The sequence below is a fragment of the Ruegeria sp. HKCCA4633 genome, from assembly GCF_013034605.1.
In the GTDB taxonomy this organism is placed as follows: Bacteria; Pseudomonadota; Alphaproteobacteria; order Rhodobacterales; family Rhodobacteraceae; genus Ruegeria.
The window spans coordinates 450,193-474,474 of record NZ_WQGJ01000001.1 but is presented as its reverse complement, the minus strand read 5'-3'; the positions used below and the strand labels follow the sequence as shown (position 1 = coordinate 474,474).

General features: G+C 56.5%; 23 protein-coding genes. 12 read left to right on the top strand and 11 right to left on the bottom strand.

All coding sequences use genetic code 11. The annotated features are described in order from the left end of the window. Positions 1-40 precede the first annotated feature (40 nt). A complete protein-coding gene (locus GOV85_RS02345) occupies positions 41-1,120 on the bottom strand; it encodes a fasciclin domain-containing protein (RefSeq protein WP_171174641.1) in 1,080 nt (359 codons plus the stop codon). A 259-nt stretch (positions 1,121-1,379) separates the two neighbouring features. On the opposite strand from GOV85_RS02345, the gene GOV85_RS02340 reads away from it, so the two are divergent. The 3 genes from GOV85_RS02340 to GOV85_RS02330 are packed head-to-tail and all read left to right on the top strand — an operon-like array spanning position 1,380 to position 3,571. Beyond that, positions 1,380-2,354, top strand: a complete 975-nt coding sequence (locus GOV85_RS02340; protein WP_171174638.1) for a Gfo/Idh/MocA family protein — start codon at positions 1,380-1,382, stop codon at positions 2,352-2,354. A 58-nt stretch (positions 2,355-2,412) separates the two neighbouring features. After that, complete coding sequence (locus GOV85_RS02335) at positions 2,413-2,682, top strand: DksA/TraR family C4-type zinc finger protein (RefSeq protein ID WP_171174636.1); 270 nt, start codon at positions 2,413-2,415, stop codon at positions 2,680-2,682. Between the two features lie 13 nt (positions 2,683-2,695). Continuing rightward, positions 2,696-3,571 carry a DMT family transporter gene (locus GOV85_RS02330; RefSeq protein WP_171174633.1) on the top strand — a complete coding sequence of 292 codons (876 nt, stop codon included), beginning with the start codon at positions 2,696-2,698 and terminating at the stop codon, positions 3,569-3,571. On the opposite strand, the gene GOV85_RS02325 is transcribed toward GOV85_RS02330, so the two are convergent. The 3 genes from GOV85_RS02325 to GOV85_RS02315 form a co-directional block, all read right to left on the bottom strand. After that, complete coding sequence (locus GOV85_RS02325) at positions 3,572-5,392, bottom strand: M3 family oligoendopeptidase (RefSeq protein WP_171174632.1); 1,821 nt, start codon at positions 5,390-5,392, stop codon at positions 3,572-3,574. 109 nt (positions 5,393-5,501) lie between these two features. Beyond that, a complete protein-coding gene (locus GOV85_RS02320) occupies positions 5,502-6,452 on the bottom strand; it encodes an alpha/beta hydrolase (protein ID WP_171174630.1) in 951 nt (316 codons plus the stop codon). Beyond that, on the bottom strand, positions 6,452-6,742 hold the full coding sequence (locus tag GOV85_RS02315) for an SCP2 sterol-binding domain-containing protein (protein ID WP_171174628.1): 291 nt from the start codon (positions 6,740-6,742) through the stop codon (positions 6,452-6,454). Before GOV85_RS02315 ends, GOV85_RS02320 begins: the two co-directional genes overlap by 1 nt. Before the next feature lie 30 nt (positions 6,743-6,772). On the opposite strand from GOV85_RS02315, the gene GOV85_RS02310 reads away from it, so the two are divergent. The 6 genes from GOV85_RS02310 (at position 6,773) to GOV85_RS02285 (ending at position 12,662) form a co-directional block, all read left to right on the top strand. After that, positions 6,773-7,381, top strand: a complete 609-nt coding sequence (locus GOV85_RS02310; RefSeq protein WP_171174626.1) for a tetratricopeptide repeat protein — start codon at positions 6,773-6,775, stop codon at positions 7,379-7,381. Between the two features lie 18 nt (positions 7,382-7,399). Then, on the top strand, positions 7,400-10,216 hold the full coding sequence (locus tag GOV85_RS02305; protein ID WP_216598996.1) for a DEAD/DEAH box helicase: 2,817 nt from the start codon (positions 7,400-7,402) through the stop codon (positions 10,214-10,216). A 6-nt stretch (positions 10,217-10,222) separates the two neighbouring features. Then, complete coding sequence (locus tag GOV85_RS02300) at positions 10,223-10,588, top strand: RNA-binding S4 domain-containing protein (protein WP_171174622.1); 366 nt, start codon at positions 10,223-10,225, stop codon at positions 10,586-10,588. A 66-nt stretch (positions 10,589-10,654) separates the two neighbouring features. Beyond that, a complete protein-coding gene (fdxA, locus tag GOV85_RS02295; RefSeq protein ID WP_074735041.1) occupies positions 10,655-10,993 on the top strand; it encodes a ferredoxin FdxA in 339 nt (112 codons plus the stop codon). 283 nt (positions 10,994-11,276) lie between these two features. After that, positions 11,277-11,786 (top strand): CarD family transcriptional regulator, encoded by a 510-nt coding sequence (locus tag GOV85_RS02290; protein WP_171089457.1) that lies wholly within the window; start codon positions 11,277-11,279, stop codon positions 11,784-11,786. 114 nt (positions 11,787-11,900) lie between these two features. After that, positions 11,901-12,662 carry an ion channel gene (locus GOV85_RS02285; RefSeq protein WP_171174620.1) on the top strand — a complete coding sequence of 254 codons (762 nt, stop codon included), beginning with the start codon at positions 11,901-11,903 and terminating at the stop codon, positions 12,660-12,662. Here the strand turns inward: GOV85_RS02285 and cobS are convergent. Then, positions 12,659-13,423 carry an adenosylcobinamide-GDP ribazoletransferase gene (cobS, locus tag GOV85_RS02280; RefSeq protein WP_171174618.1) on the bottom strand — a complete coding sequence of 255 codons (765 nt, stop codon included), beginning with the start codon at positions 13,421-13,423 and terminating at the stop codon, positions 12,659-12,661. The genes GOV85_RS02285 and cobS overlap by 4 nt on opposite strands. Before the next feature lie 78 nt (positions 13,424-13,501). On the opposite strand from cobS, the gene cobT reads away from it, so the two are divergent. Next, entirely contained in the window at positions 13,502-14,512 is a 1,011-nt protein-coding gene (gene cobT / locus GOV85_RS02275; protein ID WP_171174616.1) for a nicotinate-nucleotide--dimethylbenzimidazole phosphoribosyltransferase, read from the top strand. A gap of 30 nt (positions 14,513-14,542) precedes the next feature. On the opposite strand, the gene GOV85_RS02270 is transcribed toward cobT, so the two are convergent. Together GOV85_RS02270 and GOV85_RS02265 are read right to left on the bottom strand one after the other, a co-directional pair. Next, the gene (locus GOV85_RS02270; protein WP_171174614.1) at positions 14,543-16,423 is read right to left on the bottom strand and encodes a monovalent cation:proton antiporter-2 (CPA2) family protein; all 1,881 of its coding nucleotides are present in this window, start codon (positions 16,421-16,423) and stop codon (positions 14,543-14,545) included. A gap of 20 nt (positions 16,424-16,443) precedes the next feature. Next, positions 16,444-16,899, bottom strand: coding sequence for an Lrp/AsnC family transcriptional regulator (locus GOV85_RS02265; protein ID WP_171091132.1), 456 nt, complete (start codon positions 16,897-16,899; stop codon positions 16,444-16,446). A 148-nt stretch (positions 16,900-17,047) separates the two neighbouring features. Here GOV85_RS02265 and hppD point away from each other — a divergent pair, with 148 nt between their 5' ends. Beyond that, on the top strand, positions 17,048-18,145 hold the full coding sequence (gene hppD / locus GOV85_RS02260) for a 4-hydroxyphenylpyruvate dioxygenase (protein WP_171174612.1): 1,098 nt from the start codon (positions 17,048-17,050) through the stop codon (positions 18,143-18,145). A gap of 42 nt (positions 18,146-18,187) precedes the next feature. Here the strand turns inward: hppD and GOV85_RS02255 are convergent, their stop codons facing one another. Then, positions 18,188-20,203 (bottom strand): hypothetical protein, encoded by a 2,016-nt coding sequence (locus GOV85_RS02255; protein WP_171174609.1) that lies wholly within the window; start codon positions 20,201-20,203, stop codon positions 18,188-18,190. 155 nt (positions 20,204-20,358) lie between these two features. Between GOV85_RS02255 and GOV85_RS02250 the strand changes: the two genes are divergently transcribed. After that, positions 20,359-21,063 carry an SIMPL domain-containing protein gene (locus tag GOV85_RS02250; RefSeq protein WP_371810780.1) on the top strand — a complete coding sequence of 235 codons (705 nt, stop codon included), beginning with the start codon at positions 20,359-20,361 and terminating at the stop codon, positions 21,061-21,063. On the opposite strand, the gene GOV85_RS02245 is transcribed toward GOV85_RS02250, so the two are convergent. The 3 genes from GOV85_RS02245 to GOV85_RS02235 form a co-directional block, all read right to left on the bottom strand. Further along, complete coding sequence (locus tag GOV85_RS02245; protein ID WP_171174605.1) at positions 21,060-21,776, bottom strand: GNAT family N-acetyltransferase; 717 nt, start codon at positions 21,774-21,776, stop codon at positions 21,060-21,062. The genes GOV85_RS02250 and GOV85_RS02245 overlap by 4 nt on opposite strands. Positions 21,777-21,778: 2 nt before the next feature. Then, a complete protein-coding gene (locus tag GOV85_RS02240; protein WP_171174604.1) occupies positions 21,779-23,071 on the bottom strand; it encodes an O-acetylhomoserine aminocarboxypropyltransferase/cysteine synthase family protein in 1,293 nt (430 codons plus the stop codon). Between the two features lie 72 nt (positions 23,072-23,143). Beyond that, positions 23,144-24,139, bottom strand: coding sequence for a hypothetical protein (locus GOV85_RS02235; RefSeq protein WP_171174601.1), 996 nt, complete (start codon positions 24,137-24,139; stop codon positions 23,144-23,146). Positions 24,140-24,282: the final 143 nt, after the last annotated feature.

Genomic DNA, 24,282 nt, shown 5'->3' with positions numbered 1-24,282 from the left:
AAAACCAGCCCGCAATCTCTGCGGGCTGGTTTGTTTCGCTTCAAACGAAAACAAAATCGTCTTCCGAGAGCTGACCTGGGCGAACACCAGTCAGTACGATGCTGTCGCCATCGTCCAATTCAATCTCTGTGCGCAAGAACCCACCAGAGATGTCGTCTTCGATATCTTCATAGCTGGTAATCCCGTCATATCCGGACAGATCAATCTTGTCTTTGCCAGCGCGAAAATCGAGGATCAAGTCGTCCCCACCTCCGTTCTCCATGACGAAAGTATCCTTGCCGCGTCCGCCGATCAGGATGTCATCGCCAGCACCGCCATCGATCAGGTCAGCGCCGCGACCTCCGTAGATTTTATCGTGGCCATCATCGCCGCGCAAAATATCCTTGCCGCGCCCGCCAAAAACGATGTCATTCCCGTCGCCGCCAAGAGCTACGTCATTGCCTTTACCCGCTTTGATAACATCGCGACCACCACCGCCATGGATGAAATCCTGACCCTTCCCGGTGAAAATGAACTCGTCAGTGTCATCACCCAGAATGAAATCGGTATTTTTCTGACCCAGTATGCTTGATACCGATACCGGAAGCAGCACGCCGTCCAGCACGTGAATGATCCCATTGGACGCATCCACGTCAAATGCAACCAGGTTTGGGTCAGTAATAGCAGCGTCCGCATCAACCAAGCTCGGTGGTGACGTTTCCAGGTTCAGTTCAAGAGATGATCCCAGAAGGGTGTTAATCTCAGCACCGTTACCCAGCGCAACCACGGCGTCCTTGGTGAATTCTCCGTCAACCACATGGTACTTGAGGATATCGGTCAGCAAGGGCAAAGGATCTCCGCCACCAAGAAGCGTGAGTGCCTTGACGATAAAATTCAGCGCTTCCGCCTCGTCATCGCCCGCGAAGCCAAGGGTTTGGGCCAAATTTATGAACGCTGAATCCTTCGGTGCTAAGACCGTCAAATCCACTTCAGGGCTATCCAATGTTCCGACAAGCCCTGCTGCAATCGCTGCTTCACGCAATATGTCAAAGTCATCCGGGTTTTCGTCAAAGGTGCCCGGCGCGCCGCTGTTCAGGACAATCCCGGTTATGGTTTGCTGATCCTTGGTTGTCGTCTGCATATCCATCGTTTTTGGTTTCTCCCACCCAATTGGTTACGTCTGATCAAGACAAGCGGCAGACATAATTGCGCTGCGCACTTGTCGATATGTTTGCTACGGGCAGACACGGAAACGGATCAGGAAAAGTGAATAAGTGGCGGCGGGCCAGCTTGCATGCTACGGGAAAGGCGTGCTTTATTTCGATGACATTTTGAAAGCGTCACATCGTTTATTCTTGCGATGATTGAACAAATTGGCGTGGACAAATAGGGAGGGCGCGATGCAAAGACCTGTTCAGTTTGGCGTTTTGGGGGCCGCGAAATTTGCGCGGGAATATATGGCGCCAGCGATCCATTCCGCCTACGGCGCGCAGTTGGCGGCCCTGGCGACCTCTGACGCGGCAAAGGCGGACCCTTTTCTGTCTTTTTGCCCTGACCTCCAAGTTCACAACAGTTACGACGCGTTGTTGGCGGACCCAGGGATAGACGCAATCTACATCCCTCTGCCCAATCATTTGCACGTCGAATGGAGCCTGAAGGCCCTTGACGCTGGTAAGCACGTGCTATGCGAAAAGCCGATGACTATGCGCGCAGATGAGTTCGACGCGTTGATCGCCAAACGCGATCAAACCGGCCTGCTTGTGGCCGAAGCTTACATGATCGTGCATCACCCCCAATGGCAATTGGCCCGTGATCTGATCGCGGATGGGGCCATCGGGAATTTGGTGCATGTGACCGGTGCGTTCAGTTTTGACAATCGGGCGGATACCGGGAACATCCGTAACCGCGCTGAAACCGGCGGCGGCGGTTTGCGGGATATCGGCGTCTATGTGATCGGCGGTGCACGCTTTGCCACCAGGGAAGAGCCCGTGTCCGTAAAATCTGCAATCCGTTGGCAGGATGACATCGATGTCTTTACGGAAATCCGGGCCCAGTTCCCGGGGTTCACCTATTCCGCCTACGTATCCATTCGCGCGCACCCTCATCAGGAAATGGTGTTCCATGGCGAGCAGGGCCTGATCCGCCTGACAACCCCTTTCAATGCCCGAGTGTTCGGCGAGGCACGAGTCGAACTGCATCGTCCAGGGCTAGAGGTTCAGATCACCCGTTTCCCCGGTGCGGACCACTACAAACTACAGGTCGAGGCGTTCTGCCGTTCGGTCCGCGAAGGGGTGGACTATCCCTGTCCACTGGAGTTTTCGCGCAGCACGCAAGAGATGATCGACCGCGTATTTGTCGGCGCAGAGCCGCTGTAACTTGCTAAGCGGCTCAAGCACCGGCTATCGTATCCTCCTGTGTTTCAGGAGGTGAGCCATGGCCGGAGGTTGGGCGCGTGACGGCGCGGTAAGCGAACAGATCGAAGCGTCGATTTCGGATGAGCTGGCGCGGATGCAGGCACAAAAGCGGCCTTTGGGGGAAAGCCTGACACATTGTGCGGAATGCGAAGAACCCATTCCCGAAAAGCGACGCATCGCACTGCCGGGCGTCAAACTTTGCCTCGATTGCCAGCAAGAACGCGATGGCGCGTTCAAATTGAGGGGTGGAGTGAATCGTCGAGGTTCGAAAGACAGTCAGTTGAAGTAATCGGAACAAAGCGATGCTCAGCACCAAACTGACGCAAAATGGTCTGGTTCTGGGATTCCTGGCAGCGCTCCTTTGGGGCACGCACAGCGTTATTGTACGTTATCTGACCAGCGATCTGGGCGGGCTGCAAATCGCTGTAACACGTCTGTTTGTCGCCGCTCTGGCGATCTATTGCATGTTACGTGTGATGCGGGTTTCAGTATCGATTAAGTTGGGCGATTGGAACTTTCGGCTCGCAGTCTTGTCGACGGTGATCAACTACATCCTATTCCATGTTGGCCTTGAATACACAGGCGCGGCAAGTGCCATGGTACTGGAGAATACTGCTCCGTTCTTTGTTCTGATTTTCTTGTATTTCTTTTCCGACACGCAGGTGACACGTGCAGATGTCTTGGCCACGGCGCTGGCAATTCTGGGAGTTTTCCTAACAGTTTACCGGGATTTTCAGGGCGGCGGAGACCCTTTTTATGGCGATCTTCTGGAAATCGGAGCCGGGCTAAGCTGGGCAGTGTTTCTAGTTTCCAGCAGCCGTGCAATGCGCAGCTCAAAATCAACAGAAGAGCGGTTGAACTTCCTTTTCGGTATTTTCCTGTGCGCGGGCGTGCTGTTGCTGCCGTTGGCAGCTTTTTTGTTTAAGCTGCCAACAGCCAACGACGTCTTGTTTTTGACCTTGTTAGGCGTCCTGCCTACCGCATTGGCCTATTACCTTTGGTATGAGGCGGCCGCTCGGGTTTCAACCTTGACAGCCACGTTGATGTTCGCGGCGTCCGTCGTATTTACTTTCATCAACTCAGCCTTGTTTTTGGGGGCCACAATCACTCCAATTGCGGCCCTTGGGGCTGTTTTGATTATCCTGGCCATATTCCTTACAACCAAGAACCAAAAATGATCAGCCTTCCATCGCCTCCAGCTCGTCAATAAAGCCAGAAATCATCGACAGGCCCTTGTCCCAGAACTTCGGGTCGCTCGCGTCCAATCCGAATGGGGCCAGCAGTTCCTTGTGATGCTTCGATCCGCCCGCGCGCAACATTTCGAAATACTTGTCTTCGAACCCGTCCGCTCCGCTTTCGTAAACCGAATAAAGCGCGTTCACGAGGCCATCACCGAAGGCGTAGGCGTAGACATAGAAGGGTGAGTGGACAAAATGCGGGATGTAGGCCCAGAAGGTCTCGTACCCGTCCATGAATTCAAATGCCGGGCCAAGGCTTTCGGCCTGAACGCTCATCCACAATGCGTTGATGTCATCCGGGGTCAGTTCGCCTTCGCGACGGGCCGCATGTAGCTTGCATTCAAAATCGTAGAATGCAATCTGGCGGACCACGGTGTTGATCATGTCCTCAACTTTACCGGCCAGCAGCACCTTGCGCTGTTCCGGGGTTTCGGCTTGATCCAGCATCTTGCGGAAGGTCAGCATTTCGCCAAAGACCGAGGCTGTTTCAGCCAGCGTCAGCGGGGTAGAGGACAGCATCTCACCCTGATCGGCGGCCAGCACCTGATGCACGCCATGGCCCAGCTCATGCGCCAGGGTCATCACATCACGTGGTTTGCCCAGATAGTTGAGCATCACATAGGGGTGGACATCAGTGACTGTCGGGTGCGCAAAAGCACCTGGCGCTTTGCCAGGCTTCACCGCCGCGTCGATCCAGCCCTTTGAGAAGAACGGCGATGCGATCTCGCCCATGCGTGGGTCGAAGGCATTGTAAGCGTCCATGACGGTCTTTTCGGCTTCGTCCCAATTGACGACGCGTGTGTCTTCCATGGGCAAGGGCGCGTTGCGGTCCCAGACCTGCATCACATCCAGACCGAGCCATTTGCGCTTCAGCTCATAATAACGGTGGCTCAGCTTGGGGTAGGCGGCCACAACTGCCTCGCGCAGCGCTTCGACCACTTCGGGCTCTACATCGTTTGACAAGTGACGCCCGGTCTGCGCGGTGGGCATTTTACGCCAGCGGTCGACGATTTCCTTTTCCTTGGCCTGTGTGTTGTGAACACGGGCAAAGGTTTTGATGTTGTCCTGAAACACCGATGCCAGTTCCCGCGCAGCCGCTTCGCGCTTAGAGCGATCCTGCTCGGTCAACAGGTTCAGGGTGCCTTCGATATTCAGCTCTTCGCCGTCAACGTCAAAGGTCAGTCCAGCTATGGTTTCATCAAACAGACGTTCCCACGCATCACCTACAACGCCCAGATCGTGCAGGAATTTTTCCAGCTCATCGGACAGCTGGTAAGGCTTCATCGCTCTGATGCGGCGGAAAACGGGCTCGTAGCGTGCCAAATCGGCATTGGCGTCGAAATGAGCCTTTAGCACATCGTCGTCGATACGGTTGAGTTCCAGAGTGAAAAAAACCAGCGGCGTGGTGAAAATCGTGATTTTTTCCTGCATGTCTGACAGGAACTTGGCGCGCTCGGAATCCGTGGTCAGTTGATAATAGCGCAGACCAGCAAAGGACATGATGCGTCCGGCAATGGAATTGATCTTTTCATTGCGCTGTACACAATTCAGCAAGCCGGCTGCGTCCAGCTCGGCCAGTTTGCCTTCGTAATCCGCGGCAAAGGCGCCGCATTCGCCTTCCAGCCAGCCCAGGTCACGCTCAAGCTCGGGCGCTTCTTCCGAGGTGTAGAGATCGCTCAGATCCCATTCCGGAAGGTTACCAAGGTTGTCGGCACCGCCCATTGCGTTTGCGTCACGGACGGGAAAGGGAAGGTCGCGCATGGATCACCTTTTGTAGATATCTTTTGCAAACATCTAGGGCCGGCGCGACCGGATCACAAGCGGACAGTCCTTTGAGTGGGCAAAGGGGCCGATCTTTTCAGCCCACGGCCTAGCCGGTTGGGTTGGACTGAAAATGCGCGGCCAGCTGATCCAGAACCGGACCGCGCACTTCCAGTGCCTCCATCAACACTTCATGCTCGCCATCCGGGATTTCGACAAGCGTGCCGTTTGGCCAGTTTTCCATACGTGTGCGTATCGCCTTGCGGTCGACGATCTGTTCGTGGCTGCCCAGAAAGGTCAGGCAAGGTGTGTCTGGGGCGGGGTGTTCCATCAGCCAGGTGCATTCGTCCAGCGACTCGCGCAGCCAAAGGTTTGAAGGCGCACCAAGCGCCAGTTCGGGATGGGCCTTTAGTTGATCCTGCATCATCTTAAACATCGCCGCATCGCGGGTCAGCATGTTGCCTTCAAACGGTTGCGACAGGACATAGCTTTCCAGGGTTGTGGTCGGAGGTGTCTTTTCACCAAGACCAAGCGCCGTACCCCAATAGGCTGTCACACGACTGAGGGGTTTCATAACCGGGGTGAAGAAAATACCCCACATCGGTCCGGTGAAAGCACAGGCGGCAAAGCACTTCTGCTCTATCACGGCGCGTAACCCAATAGCACCGCCCATTGAGTGTCCGATCACATGCCAGGGTTTCGGCAGATCCAGCGCACGGGCAAGATCTAGCGTCGCCTGAACGTCATGCTGGTAGTCTGTAAACTGATCGACATGGCCAATACGAGGGTTGTCCAGCAAACGGTCCGCCAGGCCCTGACCGCGCCAATCAACCGCCAGCATGGCAAAGCCGCGTTGGATGAACTCGGCTGCGGTGCTTCCGTATTTCTCGATATATTCGGTTCGACCGGGAAACATCAGCACCGTGCCATGCGCATCGCCTTCGGGTCGCCAATGACCCACACGGATTCGAATCTGGTCAGAAGTCATCAGCCAGTGGGCGCTCCCACCGGCGGGACCGCCGGCCACGTCTTCAAAAAAAGGGGCCGGCGTCAATTCCATCAGGCCAACACCGATGCGAGTTTCATAGCAACGCCCATGTCGCCATCAATGGTCAGCTTGCCCGACATGAAAGCACCCGTAGGGTTCAGCTCACCGCTGAGGATTTGCTCGAACGTTTCGGCGTCAGCGCTCATTGTAACGTCCGCATCATCGTCACTGACGCGCGCGCCGTCTGCGTCCAACACGATTGCGCCCAGATCGGCGATAGCAAACTTGGCCGAGGCGTCGAATGCGCCGCCTTCCAGTTTTTCATTCAGCGCGGCTGCCGCCTTTTCAAGAATCTCGCTCATGCTTTTCCTCATTTTGTTAGTGCGCCGTGAATGGACATCCCCGGTCGCAACGCTACACTGACGATTGTTATGAGCATTGCAATCCACAATCTCAAAGGTACCGTTGCGGCACTTGTTGTCCTAGTCACGTTTTCCACCAGTTGCTTCGCGCAACAGGCGGATTTGCGGGATGAAGACGCGCTGCTGCAGCAACTGGCCCAATCCACGCCCGAACAGGCTATGGCTCTGGATCGGCAGTTGCAGGCGCTGTGGGCACAGTCCGGTTCAGCTTCGGCGGATCTGTTGTTGGAACGAGGGCGCGAAGCGCTTGAAAACGGAGACGTAGACGCCGCATTGGATCATCTGACAGCGTTGACAGATCACGCACCCGAATTTGCGGAAGGCTGGCATGTACGTGCCTCGGCTTTTTTCGGAATTGAACGGTTCGGAATGGCGGCTGCTGATCTGGAGCATGCATTGACCCTCAACCCCAACCACTATGAGGCAATATATGGGCTGGGTTTGATCTTTGAGATTATCGGAGAGCCTCAGAAAGCCTATGACGCGTATTCGCGGGCCTTGGCTATACATCCCCATCATGAAGAAGTAACCAATGCGGTGAATCGACTGAAGCCTCAGGTTGAAGGCGCAGCGCTGTAAGGTCTGGGGCAGGGGGCAATGGTGAGCGGGTCATCCCGAGTAGTGGCCGTATTGGGCCCGACAAACACAGGTAAAACCCACTACGCAATCGAACGGATGCTGGGATACCGCACCGGCGTGATTGGTTTGCCGCTGCGTCTGCTGGCGCGCGAAGTCTATGATAAGATCGTTGCCATTCGTGGCCCGTCGGTTGTGGCCTTGGTAACGGGTGAAGAGCGCATCGTGCCGCCGCGCACCCAGTATTGGGTCTGCACGGTCGAGGCCATGCCTGAAGGCATGGGGGCAGATTTCGTTGCGATCGACGAAATCCAACTTTGTGCCGATCCCGAACGCGGCCACGTCTTTACAGATCGTCTGCTGCGATCCCGTGGCACGAACGAGACGCTTTTCCTAGGCTCTGACACTATGCGCGGCCCCATCGCGGCGCTTGTTCCCGAAGTGCAATTCGTAAGGCGCGAACGGATGTCTCAACTGGTCTATTCTGGGTCAAAGAAGATCAGCCGGATGCCTGCACGCAGCGCCATTGTCGGATTTTCGGTCGACAATGTTTATGCCATCGCGGAATTGCTGCGCCGTCAGAAAGGGGGGGCGGCCGTTGTAATGGGGGCGCTCAGCCCACGAACGCGGAATGCTCAGGTTGACCTCTATCAAAACGGCGAAGTCGATTATCTGGTTGCCACCGACGCCATTGGGATGGGGCTGAACCTGGATGTGAATCATGTCGCGTTTTCATCTCTGACCAAATTTGATGGCCGCCGGATGCGCCCACTGGCCCCGAATGAACTGGCGCAGATTGCGGGCCGGGCCGGTCGCGGGATGTCTGATGGCACCTTTGGTGTGACGGGCGAGGCCCCGCCGCTGGACGAAGGTGTGGCGCAGGCCATCATGGACAGCCGCTTTACGCCGATGAAAAAGCTGAACTGGCGGAATGCCGCCTTGCGGTTCGGCTCCATCGACGCGCTGATCACTTCGCTTGAGGTCAGCCCAAATGATGAGCATCTGATCAAAGCGCGCCCTGCGGATGACCTGAACGCGCTCAAATCTCTTTCGCAAGTGACCGAGGTCGTAGCCCGCGCCAGCGATCCGCAATCCATCCGTTTGTTGTGGGACGTGTGCCGAATCCCCGATTTTCGCGGCATCAGCCACGCAGAACACGCCAGCTTGCTTGAAGTGATCTATGGTCACCTGCACGAGCGCGGATCGATCCCGGATGATTTTATGGCGCGGCAGATTCGCCGTATCGACCAGACCCAGGGTGACATTGATACGTTGTCCAAAAGGTTGGCATATATTCGCACTTGGACATATGTTGCGCAACGAAACGGCTGGGTCCGTGACGAATCGCATTGGCGTGACGAAACACGCACTGTAGAAGACAGACTGTCAGACGCGTTGCATGATCGTTTGACTCAAAGATTTGTGGACCGGCGTACATCTGTTTTGCTGCGCCGGCTCAAACAGAAGGAGGCCCTTTTGGCCGAAGTAAATGACAAGGGTGAAGTGACCGTCGAAGGCGAATTCGTCGGTCGTCTGGAAGGGTTCCGGTTTACACCGGACAAAAGCGCGCAAGGGACCGAGGCAAAAGCTTTGAAATCGGCTTCTTTGCAAGCACTCGCGCCGCAATTCCATCTGCGCGCCGATCGCTTCTACAATGCGCCCGATACCGAAATTGATTTCACGGATCAGGGTGGCCTGATGTGGGGCGAATACGCCGTCGGCAAGCTGGTTGCCGGGGCAGAGCCTCTCAAGCCAATGGTCGAGGTTTTTGTGGATGAGGCCGCAGGGCCGGATGTCGAACAGAAAGTGCAGCGCCGGTTGCAGCATTTCATCGACCGCAAGGTCGCTGCGCTGTTCGAGCCGCTGCTGAACTTGTCGCGCGACGAAGAACTGACGGGACTGGCGAAGGGCTTTGCCTTTCGCATGGTAGAAGCCTTGGGCGTTCTGCCACGCGGTCAAGTCGCGCAAGAGGTCAAGGATTTGGATCAGGATGCCCGTGGCGCGCTGCGCAAGCATGGCATCCGGTTTGGCCAATTCACGATCTTCATGCCGCTGCTGCTGAAACCCGCGCCAACACGCCTGCGTCTGGTGCTGTGGGGCTTGTCCAGCGGTTTGCAGGAATTCCCCGAAGCGCCGCCTCCGGGTCTGGTCACTGTGCCCGTCGCCAAGGACGCGCCGCAGGGCTATGACACTATGTGCGGCTACCGCGATGCGGGCGAACGTTCGATCCGGATCGACATGTTGGAACGTCTGGCTGACATGCTGCGTGCCGAAGACAGCCGGGGAGGGTTCGAAGCCAAGCCGGACATGCTGTCGATCACCGGCATGACGTTGGAACAATTCGCAGACCTGATGCAGGGCCTGGGCTACAAGGCCGAGCGTGGCGAGCGCGAAAAACTCAAACAGGCGCCGGTGGAAACATCTGCGACTGAGTCTTCTGATCAAGCCAGCGCGCAAGAAACGCCAACTGCAGAAGTTGCAACCGACGAGGTTGCAGCACCCGCCGAGGCATCAGACGAGGCCGCGACAAGCACCGAGGCGGCAGCCGAGGCACCAGCGCCTGACGCCGCACCGGATGAGCCCGAGGTTGAGGTTTTCTATACCTTCACCTGGGGCCGTCAACGCCAGCAAAACCGTGGCCCGCGCCGCGAGCAGGGGCAGGGCAAAGGCAAGCCCCGTGGCAAACCCCAGGACGGTCGCGGCAAGCCGCACGGCAAGAAGGGCGGCAAACCTCAGGGTGCCAAGACCTTCTCGTCACGGCCTCCGAAAAAGGAAAAGGCCATTGATCCCGACAACCCATTCGCTGCGGCGCTTATGGGTTTGAAAGACGGCAACTGACACAAGATGGCCGAGGCCAAGCTGCGGATCGACAAATGGTTGTGGCAGGCGCGGTTCTTCAAGACCCGTAGCCTGGCAGCCAAGCAGGTCAGTGGCGGCCATGTCCGATTGAACGGAAACCGGGTGCTCAAACCGGCGCAAGCCGTGGCATCCGGAGACGTTCTGACCTTTCCCCAGGGCCGTATCGTGCGGGTTGTGCGTGTAGAAAAACTGGGCGAACGCCGCGGTCCGGCCCCCGAGGCGCAAACGCTGTACTTCGATATGACGGAAAAACAGGACGTGCCTCCTAAAAATCCGGGGTTCGAAGGAAAAGGTCGTCCAACCAAGAAGGATCGGCGCGCTCTTGATCTTTCTCGCACAGAAGATCGCTGATCCCATCTTGAAGAGCGGGCCAGACTGAATTAGCTAGTCGAACGAACCGCAAACGGGAATCCGCTCATGACCTATGTTGTCACCGAAAACTGTATCGCCTGCAAATACACAGACTGCGTCGAAGTGTGCCCGGTGGACTGTTTCTATGAAGGTGAGAATACATTGGTTATTCACCCGGACGAATGCATCGACTGTGGTGTTTGTGAACCGGAATGCCCGGCAGACGCAATCCGCCCGGATACTGAGCCGGGAATGGAGCAATGGGTTGAGTTCAATCGCAAGTTCTCGGAACAGTGGCCGGTGATTGTTACAAAGAAAGACCCGCTTCCCGACGCTGAAGAGCGCGACGGTGAAGAGGGTAAGATGGAGAAGTATTTCTCTGAAGCACCTGGCGAAGGCGGCTAAGCGATTCGCGAAGAAAGCGCACGGCACAGCGCGAAGATCTTGAAATAAAGCATTGTGCGCGCAGGTAATTCGAATATTTTCCTTTGGGTAAACTTTCGGGTGTCGTATTTTTGTGATATACTCAGTTTTCATATGATGACCGAGATTGGGATGCGCTCCGTAAGTATGCTCGCTTTGGAGTACTGAATTTATAACAGAAACGCCGCCTGACGGGGCTGAGACAGTCCCGGCACGTGGTGCTTTTGTTGTCTGTGTCCCGGTCCGTAAGCAAGGAAAAAACTGAATGACAAAGTCGAAAAAGCTTGAGTTCCGCCCCAACGACTATGTTGTCTATCCCGCCCATGGCGTGGGTCAGATCATCTCGATTGAGGAGCAGGAAGTTGCGGGTTTCTCGCTCGAGTTGTTCGTCATCTCATTTGAGAAAGACAAAATGACACTGCGGGTGCCGACCAACAAAGCAACCGAATCCGGTTTGCGGTCGCTCAGCTCGCCAGATGTCATCAGCCAGGCGATGAAGACATTGAAGGGCAAGGCCAAGGTAAAACGCGCCATGTGGTCCCGCCGCGCCCAGGAATATGAACAGAAAATCAACTCGGGCGACCTGATCTCGATTGCCGAAGTTGTCCGCGATTTGCATCGCACCGACGATCAACGCGAGCAGAGCTATTCCGAGCGTCAGCTTTACGAAGCTGCTCTGGAACGCCTGACACGTGAGGTTGCAGCCGTGTCCGGTGCTGGCGAGGTTTCCGCCGCCAAGCAGGTAGACGAAGTCCTGACCTCGCGCGCCGCCTGATTGCAAGAGAATCGTGACTAAGGCCGCTCTAATTGGGGCGGCCTTTTTCGTGGCTTGGTGATTTGCACAACTGTCGTTAATTTCACTGTGTATGCAGCATGATACAGGATGGATATGAAGCAGACGCTGAAATACCTGTATATCGGGCACGACCCGATTTCGGTCTGGTTTCGTTATGGTCTGATCCTTTTCGACATTGTGTCGATCATCTTCTTTGTCGCCACCGCTCATTTTCCTCAGGGGTCGGGCGTCACGGTCGCAAGCCTGCTGATTGGCTTTGTGATTTTTTTGGATTTCTCAGCGCGGCTTTGGATCGCCAAGGACCGTTGGAAGCTGCTGCGCCAGATTTACACGCTGGCGGATATCGTTGTTATCGTCTCTCTGGTGCTTGATCCGTTCCTGACGGGTAACCTTGCGTTTTTGCGGATTCTACGCGCCTTGCGATTGATCCATTCCTACCACCTGCTGCGGGACTTACGACGCGACAGCAATTTCTTCCGCACCCACGAAGACGCGGTGATCGCCGCCATCAACCTGATGGTTTTTGTCTTCGCAACTTCGACCGCCGTTCTGGTGTTCTTTATTCCCGCAGATTCGCAAACGCCCTATATTGACGCACTCTATTTCACCATGGCGACCCTTACGACCACCGGGTTCGGCGATATCACCTTGCCTACGCCAGGGGGTAAGCTGTTCTCGGTTTTTATCATGGTGGTGGGTGTGGCGCTTTTTGTCCGGTTGGCGCAGGCGATTTTCATGCCTCAAAAGGTTCGCCACAAATGCCCAAGCTGCGGCTTATTCCGACATGACCCGGACGCTGTGCATTGCAAACACTGCGGCGGCACTTTGCGCATCGAAACCGGGGGTGCGTCTTAAACTAGCGCGGCGCAGACCAGCAGAAAGGTTATCTCGGACACCAATTGCGTGGCCCCAAGAATATCGCCGGTCTGGCCGCCGATCTTTTTCTTGGCAATGACGGCCAAAACTGCTGCGCTGGATGCCGCAAAACCCATCGCAGGTATTGCATCCACACCCATAAGAAGCAGGGCGAGTGCCACCGCCAGAACAAGTGCAGCGATGACGGAAATCGTCTGGGGTTTTCCGACGGAATGGCTCAGGCCCGATTTGCGGGCATGAGGTAATCCAGCCATCACTGCAGGCATCAACGCCCGCGAGACAATGCTGGCGGCTAAAACTGCGCCCACCGCATCAGCCGTCAGCAAAGCAGCGATAGCCGATATTCGAACCAGCTGAGACACGATCAGGGCAAGCACGCCGAAAGTCCCAATATGACTGTCCTTCATGATCTCCAACCGGCGGTCGCGGGTGAACCCGCCCCACAGGCCGTCGAACGTGTCCGCCAGGCCATCCTCGTGCATCGCCCCGGTTGTTGCGATCAGCGTGGCCAGTAAAAGACCGGCCGCCGCCAGAACAGGTAAACCCAGCGCCAGCGCGCCCCAGCCCACAAGGCATGCGAGTCCTGCAACCAGCAGACCGACAATCGGAAAGGCCCAGGTTGCCTGAGCTTGCCGAGAAAACACTGGATCCGGCAAACGCGGCAGGGGCAGGCGGGTGAGAAGGACCAGCGCCAGCCGAATATCCCGCAGAGAAAAGGGTTTCGTGTCGTTTTTATGCACGCCCGTGCCTTTCGGGGTCTTGTCGGTTTCGGTGCTTCGGTTAAACACACTGCACCACTCTGATGCAATGAGGCTTTTATGTTGCCTGAACTGAATGATTTGAATGCGTTCCGTGCTGCACTAGCTGCAGCTCCGGGTCCGGATGCCGCTGCGGTGCATGGCGCGGGTGAGCGTAACGGACAACTGACTAAACCGCCCGGCGCGTTGGGTCGGCTTGAGGATTTGGCGATCTGGTATGCGGGTTGGCGTGGGGATGCCCGCCCGCAAATTACCGCACCACAGGTCATCGTCTTTGCCGGAAATCATGGTGTTACGGCACAGGGCGTATCGGCCTTTCCGCCGGAAGTGACCGTCCAGATGGTTATGAACTTTGAACATGGCGGCGCGGCGATCAATCAGCTGGCCAAGGCAGCAGGCGCGACAATGAATGTGCATGCACTTGAGCTGGACAGACCCACTGTGGACTTCACCCAGGCCCCGGCCATGAGCGAAGAAGATCTGCTGAGTGCCTTGCGTACCGGTTGGCAGGCCGTTGATCCGAAGGCCGATCTGCTGGTTGTGGGCGAGATGGGTATTGGCAACACCACTCCAGCAGCGGCTATCGCCTGCGCACTGTTTGGTGGGGATGCCGAGGATTGGACCGGGCGTGGCACCGGTGTCGACGATGCAGGGCTGGCCAATAAAACCCGTGTCGTAGCAGAGGGCGTCGCGAAACATGCGTCAGAAGATGGCCTGGAGATTCTGCGCTGCCTTGGAGGGCGTGAGATTGCCGCGATGGCCGGGGCGATTGCCGCCGCGCGCGTGTTGCGCATTCCGGTCATTCTGGATGGGTTCATCTGCTCTGCTGCTGCGGCGTGCCTTTGGAAGCTGTCGCCTAGCGCGCTGGATCACGCTGTCGCGGGGCACCAAAGCGCGGAAGCGGCACATGGTGCCGTATTGTCTAGGCTGGGCAAAGACCCGCTGTTAAGCCTTGGTCTTCGGCTGGGCGAAGGATCTGGCGGGGCATTGGCGATCAACATCCTCAAAAGCGCCGTGGCCTGCCATTCAGGTATGGCCACCTTTGCCGAGGCTGGGGTATCCGACGGGTAATGACTTGCCTGACCCAATCGGGGTTTTGGGTCAGGCAGATTTCTTGGCGTGTTCTTCCGCCAGTTCGAGCAGCGCAGTTTCCAGATCCTTTTCCAGTTTCTGAGCGCGCTCGATGTATTTCTTGTTTTCGGCTGTTGGCAGGCCAGGAACCCACAATTCAGCCAAATCACGAACAGACGTCCTGTCGTGGTGGTAAAAGGTCTGTTCAGCTTGCGCGGCCTCATACTCACTCAGCCCTATATTCTCCAGTACATAACGGCCTGCGCGCAACGAGCTGTCGAACAGTTCGCGCACGATGTCGTTGGCACCAGCTTGGTACAGCTCGTACACGTGGGTCCGGTCGCGGGCGCGGGCGATGATGTGCAGGTCAGGGCGCTGTCGTCTGGCATAACTGACTAGTCGCGTGACTTGCTTGTGGTCATCCATCGCCGCCACGAGGACCGAGGCTTTTTCCAACCCCGCAGCGCGCAACAGTTCAGGACGCGTCGGATCGCCCAAAAAGCCTTTTACACCAAACCGGCGCATCAGCTGGACGGTTTCGATATCATGGTCCAGAACCACCGTTTTAAAGCCGCTGGCCCGCACCAGCCGGTTCACGATCTGACCAAACCGGCCAATGCCAGCAATGATCACTGGGCCTTTTTCGTCGATCTCATCAGGTTCAGGCTCTTTGGACGTATCGCTTATTTTTCGGGACAGAAGGTCATAGATGATGAACAGAAGCGGGGTGATCAGCATCGTCAGGGCAATGATCATCAGCAGTTTCTGTGACAGGTCAGGCGGGATAACGTTCTGCTGCGTCGAAAAGGCCAGCAGAACGAAACCAAATTCACCGGCTTGTGCCAACCCCAATGTGAACAGCCAATGATCTCGGCCTCGCAGCTTAAAGGCTCTACCGACCAGAAACAGGATGATGCCTTTTGCAAGGATCACAAGCAGTGCCAAGCCGATCAGGTCAAGCGGGTCATCGAAGAAATAGGCAACGTCGATCCCGGCCCCAACCGTGATAAAGAACAGCCCAAGAAACAGCCCTTTGAACGGTTCAAGGTCGCTTTCCATTTCATGGCGAAACTCTGAGCTGGCCAGCACGACACCCGCCAGAAACGCGCCTAAAGCGGGCGACAGCCCAACAAGCGTCATCAGGAAAGAAATACCGACCACAATCATAAGCGCCAGAGCGGTGTACATTTCGCGCAGGCGCGTCGCGTGTATAAATCGAAAGAGAGGTCGGGTAAGATAGACGCCTGCCAAAATGACAAAAGCAATTGCGCCAATCGTGACCAGTGTGACAGCCCAGCCCGGCAATCCTTCAACCAAGGACAGACTGTGATGACCCGCGTCATGCAGATCACCCGCCCCCCGATCAATCGAACCGTCTGCTTCGATGTGAGGCATCGCAGGTAGGGCGAGCAACGGAAGCATGGCCAATATTGGAATGACTGCGATGTCTTGCGTCAAAAGCACCGAAAACGTCGCGCGACCACCATTTGTCTGCATCAGACCTTTTTCAGACAAGGTCTGAAGGACGATAGCGGTCGACGACAGCGACAGGGTCAACCCAACGGCCAACGCAACGGACCACGGGTGGTTTGCATACATCGCCACCGCAGCAATCACCGCGGTTGAAAGAAAGACCTGTAGCCCCCCAAGACCCAACAATCGGTCGCGCATGTCCCAAAGGGCACGAGGTTCAAGCTCCAGCCCGATCAGGAACAGCATCATCACAACACCAAACTCGGCGACATGTTGAAGGTTTTCCGTTTCGGCCCCGACCAGCCCCAGCATCGGTCCAATGATAATCCCGGCGGCCAAATAGCCCAGCACCGACCCAAGCCCCAGCCTTGCGGACAGAGGCACCGCAATCACAGCCGCAGCCAGATAGATCGAAGCCTGGTATAGAAAATCGTCCATGAGTCTCCTCGTGAGCCCGTTCAGGTGGGCAGGGGGGCGTCGCGTTTTAGTTGGTCCATCACTATCTGGCTTTGGACACGGGCAACAGCAGGATGCGGCAGGATGACCTGATGGAGCAAGCTGTTGAGGGCGGAAAGATCGTCGCAATAGACGTGCAGCAGGTAATCTGCCTCTCCTGTCATCGTCCAGGCGCTGGTAATTTCGGGGCGGGTATCGACCATGCGGGCAAAGCTCTGGGATTGTTCGGGGCCATGTGTACCCAGATGAACCTGAACAAAGCCTTGAACCTGCAAGCCAAGTTTCAGCGGATCGAGCCGGGCGGCATAACCTGTTATATAGCCCTCGGCCTCAAGCCGTTGTCGGCGTCGACCTGCCTGGCTGGGTGAGAGATTCAGCATTTCACCCAGTTGGTGCGCGGTCAGATGTGCGTCCTTTTGCAAGGCAGATAGAAGACGTTTGTCAGTAGCATCCAGCACGTGCGGAGGAATCCCGAATTTTTTGCGATTCATGCGCGTTTTACGCGTCTACTTTGATTTTACACGAAAACAATGCGCAGAAACAGCGTCTGGAAAGTCATATTTTTGAATCAGCAAAAAAACTTCCTGTCTTCAAAGGAGACGCGCCATGGGTCCTTTCCCGCACAACGCCCCGAAATCAGTGATCAGTGAAGAAAACCCCGCCGGAACCGACGGGTTTGAATTCGTTGAATTTGCCCATCCCGAACCGCAAGAACTGCGCGATCTGTTCGCCAAGATGGGGTTCGATCTGGTGGCCCGGCACAAGGACAAGCCGCTGGTCGAACTCTGGCAGCAGGGGGATGTCACCTATATCCTGAATGCTGATCCAGAGAGTTTTGCGGACAAGTTCGTGGCCGAACACGGCCCTTGCGCCCCGGCGATGGGGTGGCGCGTGGTCGACGCGCAAAAAGCATATGAACACGCTGTTTCAAAAGGGGCCGAGCCCTATGACGCAGATGACAAAACGATGGATGTTCCTGCTATCAAGGGCATTGGTGGATCGCTGATCTATTTCATCGACCAGTATTACGACACTTCGCCCTACAATCAGGAATTCGAGTGGATCAAGGAATCCAAGCCGCGTGGCGAAGGGTTCTATTATCTCGATCACCTGACCCACAATGTCTACAAGGGTAACATGGACAAGTGGTTCAAGTTCTATGGTGACTTGTTCAACTTCCGTGAAATTCGTTTCTTCGACATTCAGGGCAAGTTCACGGGGCTGTTCAGCCGCGCATTGACATCACCCTGCGGTCGCATCCGAATTCCGATCAACGAAGACCGGGGTGAGACCGGGCAGATCGTGTCGTACCTCAAGAAGTACAAGGGCGAAGGGATTCAACACATCGCTGTGGGCAGCGAGGACATCTATGCCTCAACCGACGCGATTGCCGAGAATGGTTTGAAATTCATGCCCGGACCCAACCGGGGCTATTACGAGATGTCGAAAGATCGTGTGACGGATCATGACGAACCGCTTGATCGCATGATGAAGCACGGCATCCTGATCGACGGTGAAGGGGTTGTGGACGGCGGTGAGACCCGCATTCTGCTTCAGATCTTCTCAAAGACCGTGATCGGCCCGATCTTCTTTGAGTTCATCCAGCGCAAAGGGGATGACGGTTTTGGTGAAGGCAATTTCCAGGCTCTGTTCGAATCCATCGAACGCGAGCAGATCGAAAGTGGCGAGATCTCTGCAGCCTGAAACTTACGCGAAACGCCGGGGTAATCTCCGGCGTTTTGACGCTCAACTGCGGGGCATCGAAAGCGTCACGTTACGGCCTTTTTTCTGATACCGCAGTTCGCTATCGCTTATGGCGATGACCTTGCCACCGTCGATGCGGTCTCCAACCTTCAGTTTCTTGTACCGGCCACTGGGCAGGCGGACCAAGGCACGGCGGTTGGCAGGCGTGCCATAAACGCCAATCAGGTTCAGCCTGCGCAGATTGATGGCGTTGTCGATAGTAGCCTGCCGGGCGACTGATGCGGTCGAAGGTATCTTGGGTGCCACGGTCTTGGGTTGAAAAGATTCTGCGTCGTCAGAGTTTTCAACAAGTGCCGCTGTTGATGCCAGAGTGGACGGCTTCGCGACGGTCGGTCTGGCAGCAACCAGTCCAGCCGGTCGCGGCTTAGGTCGGGGAACGCGCATAATGGCCAGCTCGGAAACAGGAACTTCGACCTCTCCTGGGGCTTCCAGGCCTGCAGGGCGCGCTTTGGGTCGTTTTCCGGCAAGTTCCGCCAGCGATTGGCCGCCCAGTTGCTGACGTTCGAAGGTCTCTTCAATGTCGCCGGGGCGCGGTTTGGGGCGCAAACCAGCCAGCCGTTGATCAACTTCTTCAACAACAGGTTCTTCTTCGAACCGCAGCGGTGCCTGAGGCGGCGCTTTGGAAGGGCGGCCCAGGTACACAGTGATCCCTTCGGGATTCAACGCGCCTTCGGGTGTGGGAACAACAAGTCCCCGGTCATCCAGATCGAAACGTGAGCCTGCAACACTGGGTAAATCGTCGCTCTGAAATGGTTCGTCCGTGTCGAAACTTGATGCGGGTGGTAACGCGACAGCATCTGTGGACAGATCAGACTTGTCGATGGATGTCAGGTACAGGTCTTCATGCTCAGCGATTTCCGGTTCTTGCAGAGGTGCGGGGGGTGATACGTCAATGCCAGTCTCGGCAAGGATTTCCTTTGGGGCGTCGGGGTCTTGAGCAATGGGTTCGACCGGTGTCGGAGCAACCTTGAGCGCCTCAAGGATCGCCGCGTCCGTAGGTGACAACTCTGGCTGTGCCTCAGCCTCCTCCGCTGGTGGTTCGGGGGGCGTGTTTTGCTGGGCGTCGACAGCTGCCACCTCAGGGTCTGGCTCAGGGGCGACCTCGGGGTCCGGTGCATCTGAATTCAGCTCAGCCTGCTCGGACGTTTCCTCTGACGATTCAGGAAGGAAGGTTTGTTCTGGCTGGACGACCGCGATCTCTGGCTCCGGCTCAGGAGGGGCCTCGGACGATGAGACTTCCGGTGCAGTAGGACTCAGTTCAGCCTGCTCTGGTTGATCCGTGGGTCCAGAAGCCAACCATGCGCCAAAAGCTCCGCTCAGAAGAACTACGGCAGCAAAAGCTGGAATGGCATACCGCTTGGAGGCAGGGCTTGAGGTGGCATGTGCTGCGGGGGACGTGTCAGGCGCTCGAAATGTTTCCGGCGCAACTGTGCCCGCAATAGGATTAGCGGGCAGGCCGGGGGTGTCTGCCTCATCGTGCGAATCCGCTTCATCGGGCTCTGAGGTCAGTGTTGCATGCGGCTGATCAGGTTGCTCTGTAAACACTGGCTCACGCGGGAAAGACCCAGCGCTTTCTTCGGCGCTGAACAGTGTCGGCACAAATCCATGGCCTGCGGTAAAGCTTCGCGCTTCGGTCAAAGTCTCATTGGCGACAACAGCGATATGGCTTGTGCTGCCGATTGTTTGGCTGTCGTAGCTGAGATCAGACAGGGCATACGGGGTCGAATCGGCCAATGCAGCCTCAATACGTGCCTCTCGCTCGTCGGGCGGTAACTCTCCGGTTTCGACGTCCAGAAAGCGCACCTGATCTGCTGGCAATACGACTTTGCAACTCAGATCGTTTTCCAGCGCAAAGGCCTTTTCCCGCAACGCCTGCATTTGTTCGGGCAGGTCCTCAGCATCCAGCGGAATCGAGCCGACAACATACCAATCGTCATCCGATTGGTGATGCAGAGTTATTCCGGTTGTAGAAAAAGAAAGCGCAAAGGCGGGTTTCATAATCCGGAGGAACCATAATTATCATCGTCAATGCAAACGACTTTGCATTCGCAGACCGACATTAAAGCAGGAACCCGCCGAGGGAAAGAAAAAGGCTGGGTCTGCTCTTGTATGGCGACGGTCCGCTAACCCATCTTAAAGTAGAACAAATTGGAGTGATAACCTTGAAGACATTCGCTTTTCTGGCCGCGATGATGGCGGCAACAGCCGCAGGCGCAGCCCATGCGGAAGAACGTCGCATCACCGTGGACGCCAGCGGGACGGTGCAAATCGCGCCGGATATGGCGACGATTACCTTGGGTGTAACAAACGAAAATGCCGAGGCCGGGGCGGCCATGCAGGCGACCTCGGACGCGGTTGCCAAAGTCCTTGCGCGGCTGGCCGATATGGGCATCGAAGACCGGGACGTTCAAACCCGAGATTTGTCGCTGTCACCAGTTTGGTCGGGACGGCATGGGCAGAATGGCGAAAAGCACGAAATTACAGGGTTCACCGCGTCGAACCGGGTTTTTGTGCGGGTTCGCGATCTGACACAGTTGGGGACGATCATGGATGTGGTCATTCAGGACGGTGCCAATGATTTCGGCGGGCTGAGCTTTGGTGTGCAGGATCCCAAACCGCTTGAGGCGCAGGCCCGTGCGCAAGCCGTAGGAGAAGCCACCGCCAAGGCCGAGCAGTTGGCGCAGGCGGCCGGTGTCACGCTTGGCGCGGTCCAGACAATCTCGGAACGTGTGGCTGGTGTCCGCCCGATGGCCGAGATGCGCGCCATGAGCATGGCTGATGCGGGCGGGGTCCCTGTTGCAGGCGGAGAGGTTTCAGTCTCGGTCAGTGTCTCGATGGAATTCGAGATTTCGGACTAAGATAGTGCCTTCGCACGGGCCATCAGCGGTTTGCGTTGTTGGCCCGCTGCATCGAAATTGTCCGGTGAAAGCCAGGCTTCGAACGCATCCCGAATGCGCGGCCATTCGCTATCAATAGTCGAATACCACGCAGTATCACGGTTGCGTCCTTTGTAATGGGTCGCTTGCCTGAAAATCCCTTCAAAGCTAAAGCCCAGCCGCTCTGCCGCACGGCACGATGGCGCATTGAGTGCGTCGCATTTCCATTCATAGCGGCGATAGCCCAATTCATCGAACACCCGCTTCATCATCAGATACATGACTTCGGTGGATTGTGGTTTGCGCTGAAGCAGAGGTGAGAAGTGGATATGCCCCACCTCAATTGCGCCTGCAGCGGGCTCGATCCGCAGGTATGAGGCCATGCCGACCGGTACGCCTTCGCCGTCCAGAACGGTGTGAAACATCGGGTCCGCATCCATGCAGTTGGTGCGCGCCCAGTCTTCGAACTTTGCCTCACTGTCAAACGGGCCATAGGGCAGGTACGTCCAATTTCGACCATCCCTGTCATTGGCAAACGCCCGGAAAAGTCCGGGCGCATGCCTGTTCACGTCCAAAGGCACGACAGAACAGTACCGTCCTTCCATCGGAGTGTACGGCGGGGTCGGGCGCGGAAACTCGCCCGAAACCGGCAGGCCGATGGGCTGGCCAAGGTCGTTAGTGTCATGCCCGGCCATCGTCAGGCGCTTGCCTTAGCCAGAGCTTGATCAAGATCGGCGATCAGGTCGTTAGCATCTTCGATTCCGATGGACACGCGCACAACACCCGGACCTGCGCCAGCGGCTTCTTGCTGTTCCGGGGTCAGCTGACGGTGGGTGGTCGAGGCCGAGTGGATAATCAACGAGCGTGCATCGCCCAGGTTGGCCACGTGGCTGAAAATCTCGAGCGCGTTGACCAGTTTGATGCAGGCGTCATAGCCACCTTTGACGGCAAAGGTGAACAGCGCACCGGCACCGCGATTGTACTGCGATTTGACCCGGTCGTGATATGGAGACGAGGGCAGACCCGCATAGGTGACATATTCCACGCGGTCATCCGCTTCCAGCCAGGCCGCGATCTTCTGGGCGTTCTCAACGTGGCGTTCCATGCGCAGCGATAGGGTTTCGATCCCCATCAGCGTATAATGCGCGGCTTGCGGGTTCATTGTCATGCCCAGATCGCGCAGACCGATGGCAATACCATGGAAGGTGAATGCCAACGGACCAAAGGTTTCGTGGAACTTCAGCCCGTGATAGGCCAGCTCCGGTTCGCTGAGCGAGGGGAACTTGTCATTTGCCGACCAATCGAACTTGCCCGAATCCACGACGCACCCACCGGTGACAGTTCCGTTGCCGGTCAGATACTTGGTGGTCGAGTGCACAACCAGTGTCGCACCGTGTTCAATGGGACGGCACAGGTAGGGCGTGGCCGAGGTGTTGTCGACGATCAGCGGAATGCCAGCTGCATCAGCAACGTCCGCCAAGGCACGGATATCGGTGACATAACCGCCTGGGTTGGCAATGGATTCGCAGAATACAGCACGGGTGTTTTCGTCGATTGCGTCCTTCACCGCGTCCAGATCATCTGTATCGACAAACTTGGCTGACCAGCCAAAGCGTTTAATGGTTTGGCTGAATTGCGTGACCGTTCCACCGTACAAACGGGTTGAGGCGACAACGTTGCAGCCCGGTCCCATCAAGGGGAACAGCGCCATGATCTGTGCCGCGTGACCAGATGAGCAGCACACGGCCCCAACACCGCCCTCAAGCGTGGCCACGCGTTCCTGCAACACCGCGACGGTTGGGTTGGTCAGGCGCGAATAGATAAAGCCCACTTCTTGTAGGTTGAACAGTGCCGCCGCATGGTCGGCGTCGCGAAAGACATAGGCCGTGGTCTGATAGATCGGTGTCTGGCGCGCTCCGGTCGCCGGGTCGGGGCGGGCGCCCGCGTGAATCTGCAGCGTGTCGAAACCGTAGGTGGGGCCGTCAGACATCTTGAAAATCTCCTGTTGGAACTTGTGTTGCTGAATCTTTAGGTGAATGCGCGCTTGCGCACAACGATCCTGTCAGCGCAGCCACAACCCTTTGCTTTTGATCGTGTTGCGAATGGCCTGTTCGCGCCGCGGAAGATTGTCCTGATCAAACAGAGCCCGGATTCTTGCGCCTTTCCCTTGCAGGACCAACTTTTTCAGCGGGTCATACTGTTTGAGGACCTTCTTGACCTTGTTCGGAGCCACAACGGCCTCCAGAACGTCGATCACATGATCACTTTCGCGGGCGTAGAGCAGTGGGAACAAGCGGTAGTGACAACTGACAGAGCCATCAAGCAGGCCTTCGGGCAGCGCATCCCGACCTCCGCCGAATGAATGTATCACAAGCGGAAGGGCAGCTTGATCCAGCCATGGATCAAGGTTTTGGCCCGTCAGTTCGGGTATGTGTTCATCTCGGATCGCTTTGGCATAGTCCAGATAGCGTTCACCAAAAACCCTCGGGCATTTGTAAAAGAAATAGCCTGCGTTGAAATACAGATACCGCCGCCAGTAATCATGGGGTTGGCTGACATATATTGAGCTTTCAAAATCCAGCCCGAACCGCTGATATAGCGCCCGCCAGATGCCGTCGAGGCCGGGGCCGTAGAGCGTTGGTTTTGGCCATGTCCCCTCAACCTTCAACGATGCGCCAGGACGGTCGAAGTCAAAGGGTACAGTTGTGATGTCACCGGTGATCAGCGTGTCGGTGTCAAAGAACACAAAGGGCTCATTTTCGGGCAAGGCCAAAAGGGCCTCGATCTTGTTGCCGTATGGGTAGCTTTCGCCAAAGACATGCGAATCAAAGGGAAGAACTTCGGCATCCAATTGCGTCAGCGCTTTGAGAACGTCTTCGTCCTGAATGCTGGGGTTCTGGTTCCAACGTGGTCCCGAATTGGGCGTGGCAATAAACAGTTTGCCTTCAAATCGCGGCGAGCTGTGCCGCAATGATGCGGCAAACAGCAGGGCTTCGTATTGCAGGCGATTATTTTGTCCGACAACAGCAATGTTAAATTTCTGTGTATTTGCCTGCATCTGCGCCCGTTCCTGATGTGTGCGCGATCCGGCACCCTTCGTCCCGGAGTACAACACCTGACCCGAACCGTCAAAAGCCGAAAGCTGAATGCACTGCCGGGTAATCTCATTTTTTCAAGGTGGTCATGTGAAACAGCTGAATT

Bases quoted from the DNA above. Each gene is read 5' to 3' on its own strand.
- GOV85_RS02270 (WP_171174614.1), bottom strand. From the start codon at position 16,423: ATGGACGATTTTCTATACCAGGCTTCGATCTATCTGGCTGCGGCTGTG.
- GOV85_RS02340 (WP_171174638.1), top strand. From the start codon at position 1,380: ATGCAAAGACCTGTTCAGTTTGGCGTTTTGGGGGCCGCGAAATTTGCG.
- GOV85_RS02335 (WP_171174636.1), top strand. From the start codon at position 2,413: ATGGCCGGAGGTTGGGCGCGTGACGGCGCGGTAAGCGAACAGATCGAA.
- GOV85_RS02240 (WP_171174604.1), bottom strand. From the start codon at position 23,071: ATGTCTGACGGCCCCACCTACGGTTTCGACACGCTGCAGATTCACGCG.
- GOV85_RS02320 (WP_171174630.1), bottom strand. From the start codon at position 6,452: ATGGAATTGACGCCGGCCCCTTTTTTTGAAGACGTGGCCGGCGGTCCC.
- GOV85_RS02345 (WP_171174641.1), bottom strand. From the start codon at position 1,120: ATGCAGACGACAACCAAGGATCAGCAAACCATAACCGGGATTGTCCTG.
- GOV85_RS02245 (WP_171174605.1), bottom strand. From the start codon at position 21,776: ATGGCCGGGCATGACACTAACGACCTTGGCCAGCCCATCGGCCTGCCG.
- cobT (WP_171174616.1), top strand. From the start codon at position 13,502: ATGTTGCCTGAACTGAATGATTTGAATGCGTTCCGTGCTGCACTAGCT.
- GOV85_RS02285 (WP_171174620.1), top strand. From the start codon at position 11,901: ATGAAGCAGACGCTGAAATACCTGTATATCGGGCACGACCCGATTTCG.
- GOV85_RS02315 (WP_171174628.1), bottom strand. From the start codon at position 6,742: ATGAGCGAGATTCTTGAAAAGGCGGCAGCCGCGCTGAATGAAAAACTG.
- GOV85_RS02330 (WP_171174633.1), top strand. From the start codon at position 2,696: ATGCTCAGCACCAAACTGACGCAAAATGGTCTGGTTCTGGGATTCCTG.
- GOV85_RS02255 (WP_171174609.1), bottom strand. From the start codon at position 20,203: ATGAAACCCGCCTTTGCGCTTTCTTTTTCTACAACCGGAATAACTCTG.
- GOV85_RS02235 (WP_171174601.1), bottom strand. From the start codon at position 24,139: ATGCAGGCAAATACACAGAAATTTAACATTGCTGTTGTCGGACAAAAT.
- fdxA (WP_074735041.1), top strand. From the start codon at position 10,655: ATGACCTATGTTGTCACCGAAAACTGTATCGCCTGCAAATACACAGAC.
- GOV85_RS02325 (WP_171174632.1), bottom strand. From the start codon at position 5,392: ATGCGCGACCTTCCCTTTCCCGTCCGTGACGCAAACGCAATGGGCGGT.
- GOV85_RS02305 (WP_216598996.1), top strand. From the start codon at position 7,400: ATGGTGAGCGGGTCATCCCGAGTAGTGGCCGTATTGGGCCCGACAAAC.
- hppD (WP_171174612.1), top strand. From the start codon at position 17,048: ATGGGTCCTTTCCCGCACAACGCCCCGAAATCAGTGATCAGTGAAGAA.
- GOV85_RS02290 (WP_171089457.1), top strand. From the start codon at position 11,277: ATGACAAAGTCGAAAAAGCTTGAGTTCCGCCCCAACGACTATGTTGTC.
- GOV85_RS02300 (WP_171174622.1), top strand. From the start codon at position 10,223: ATGGCCGAGGCCAAGCTGCGGATCGACAAATGGTTGTGGCAGGCGCGG.
- GOV85_RS02310 (WP_171174626.1), top strand. From the start codon at position 6,773: ATGGACATCCCCGGTCGCAACGCTACACTGACGATTGTTATGAGCATT.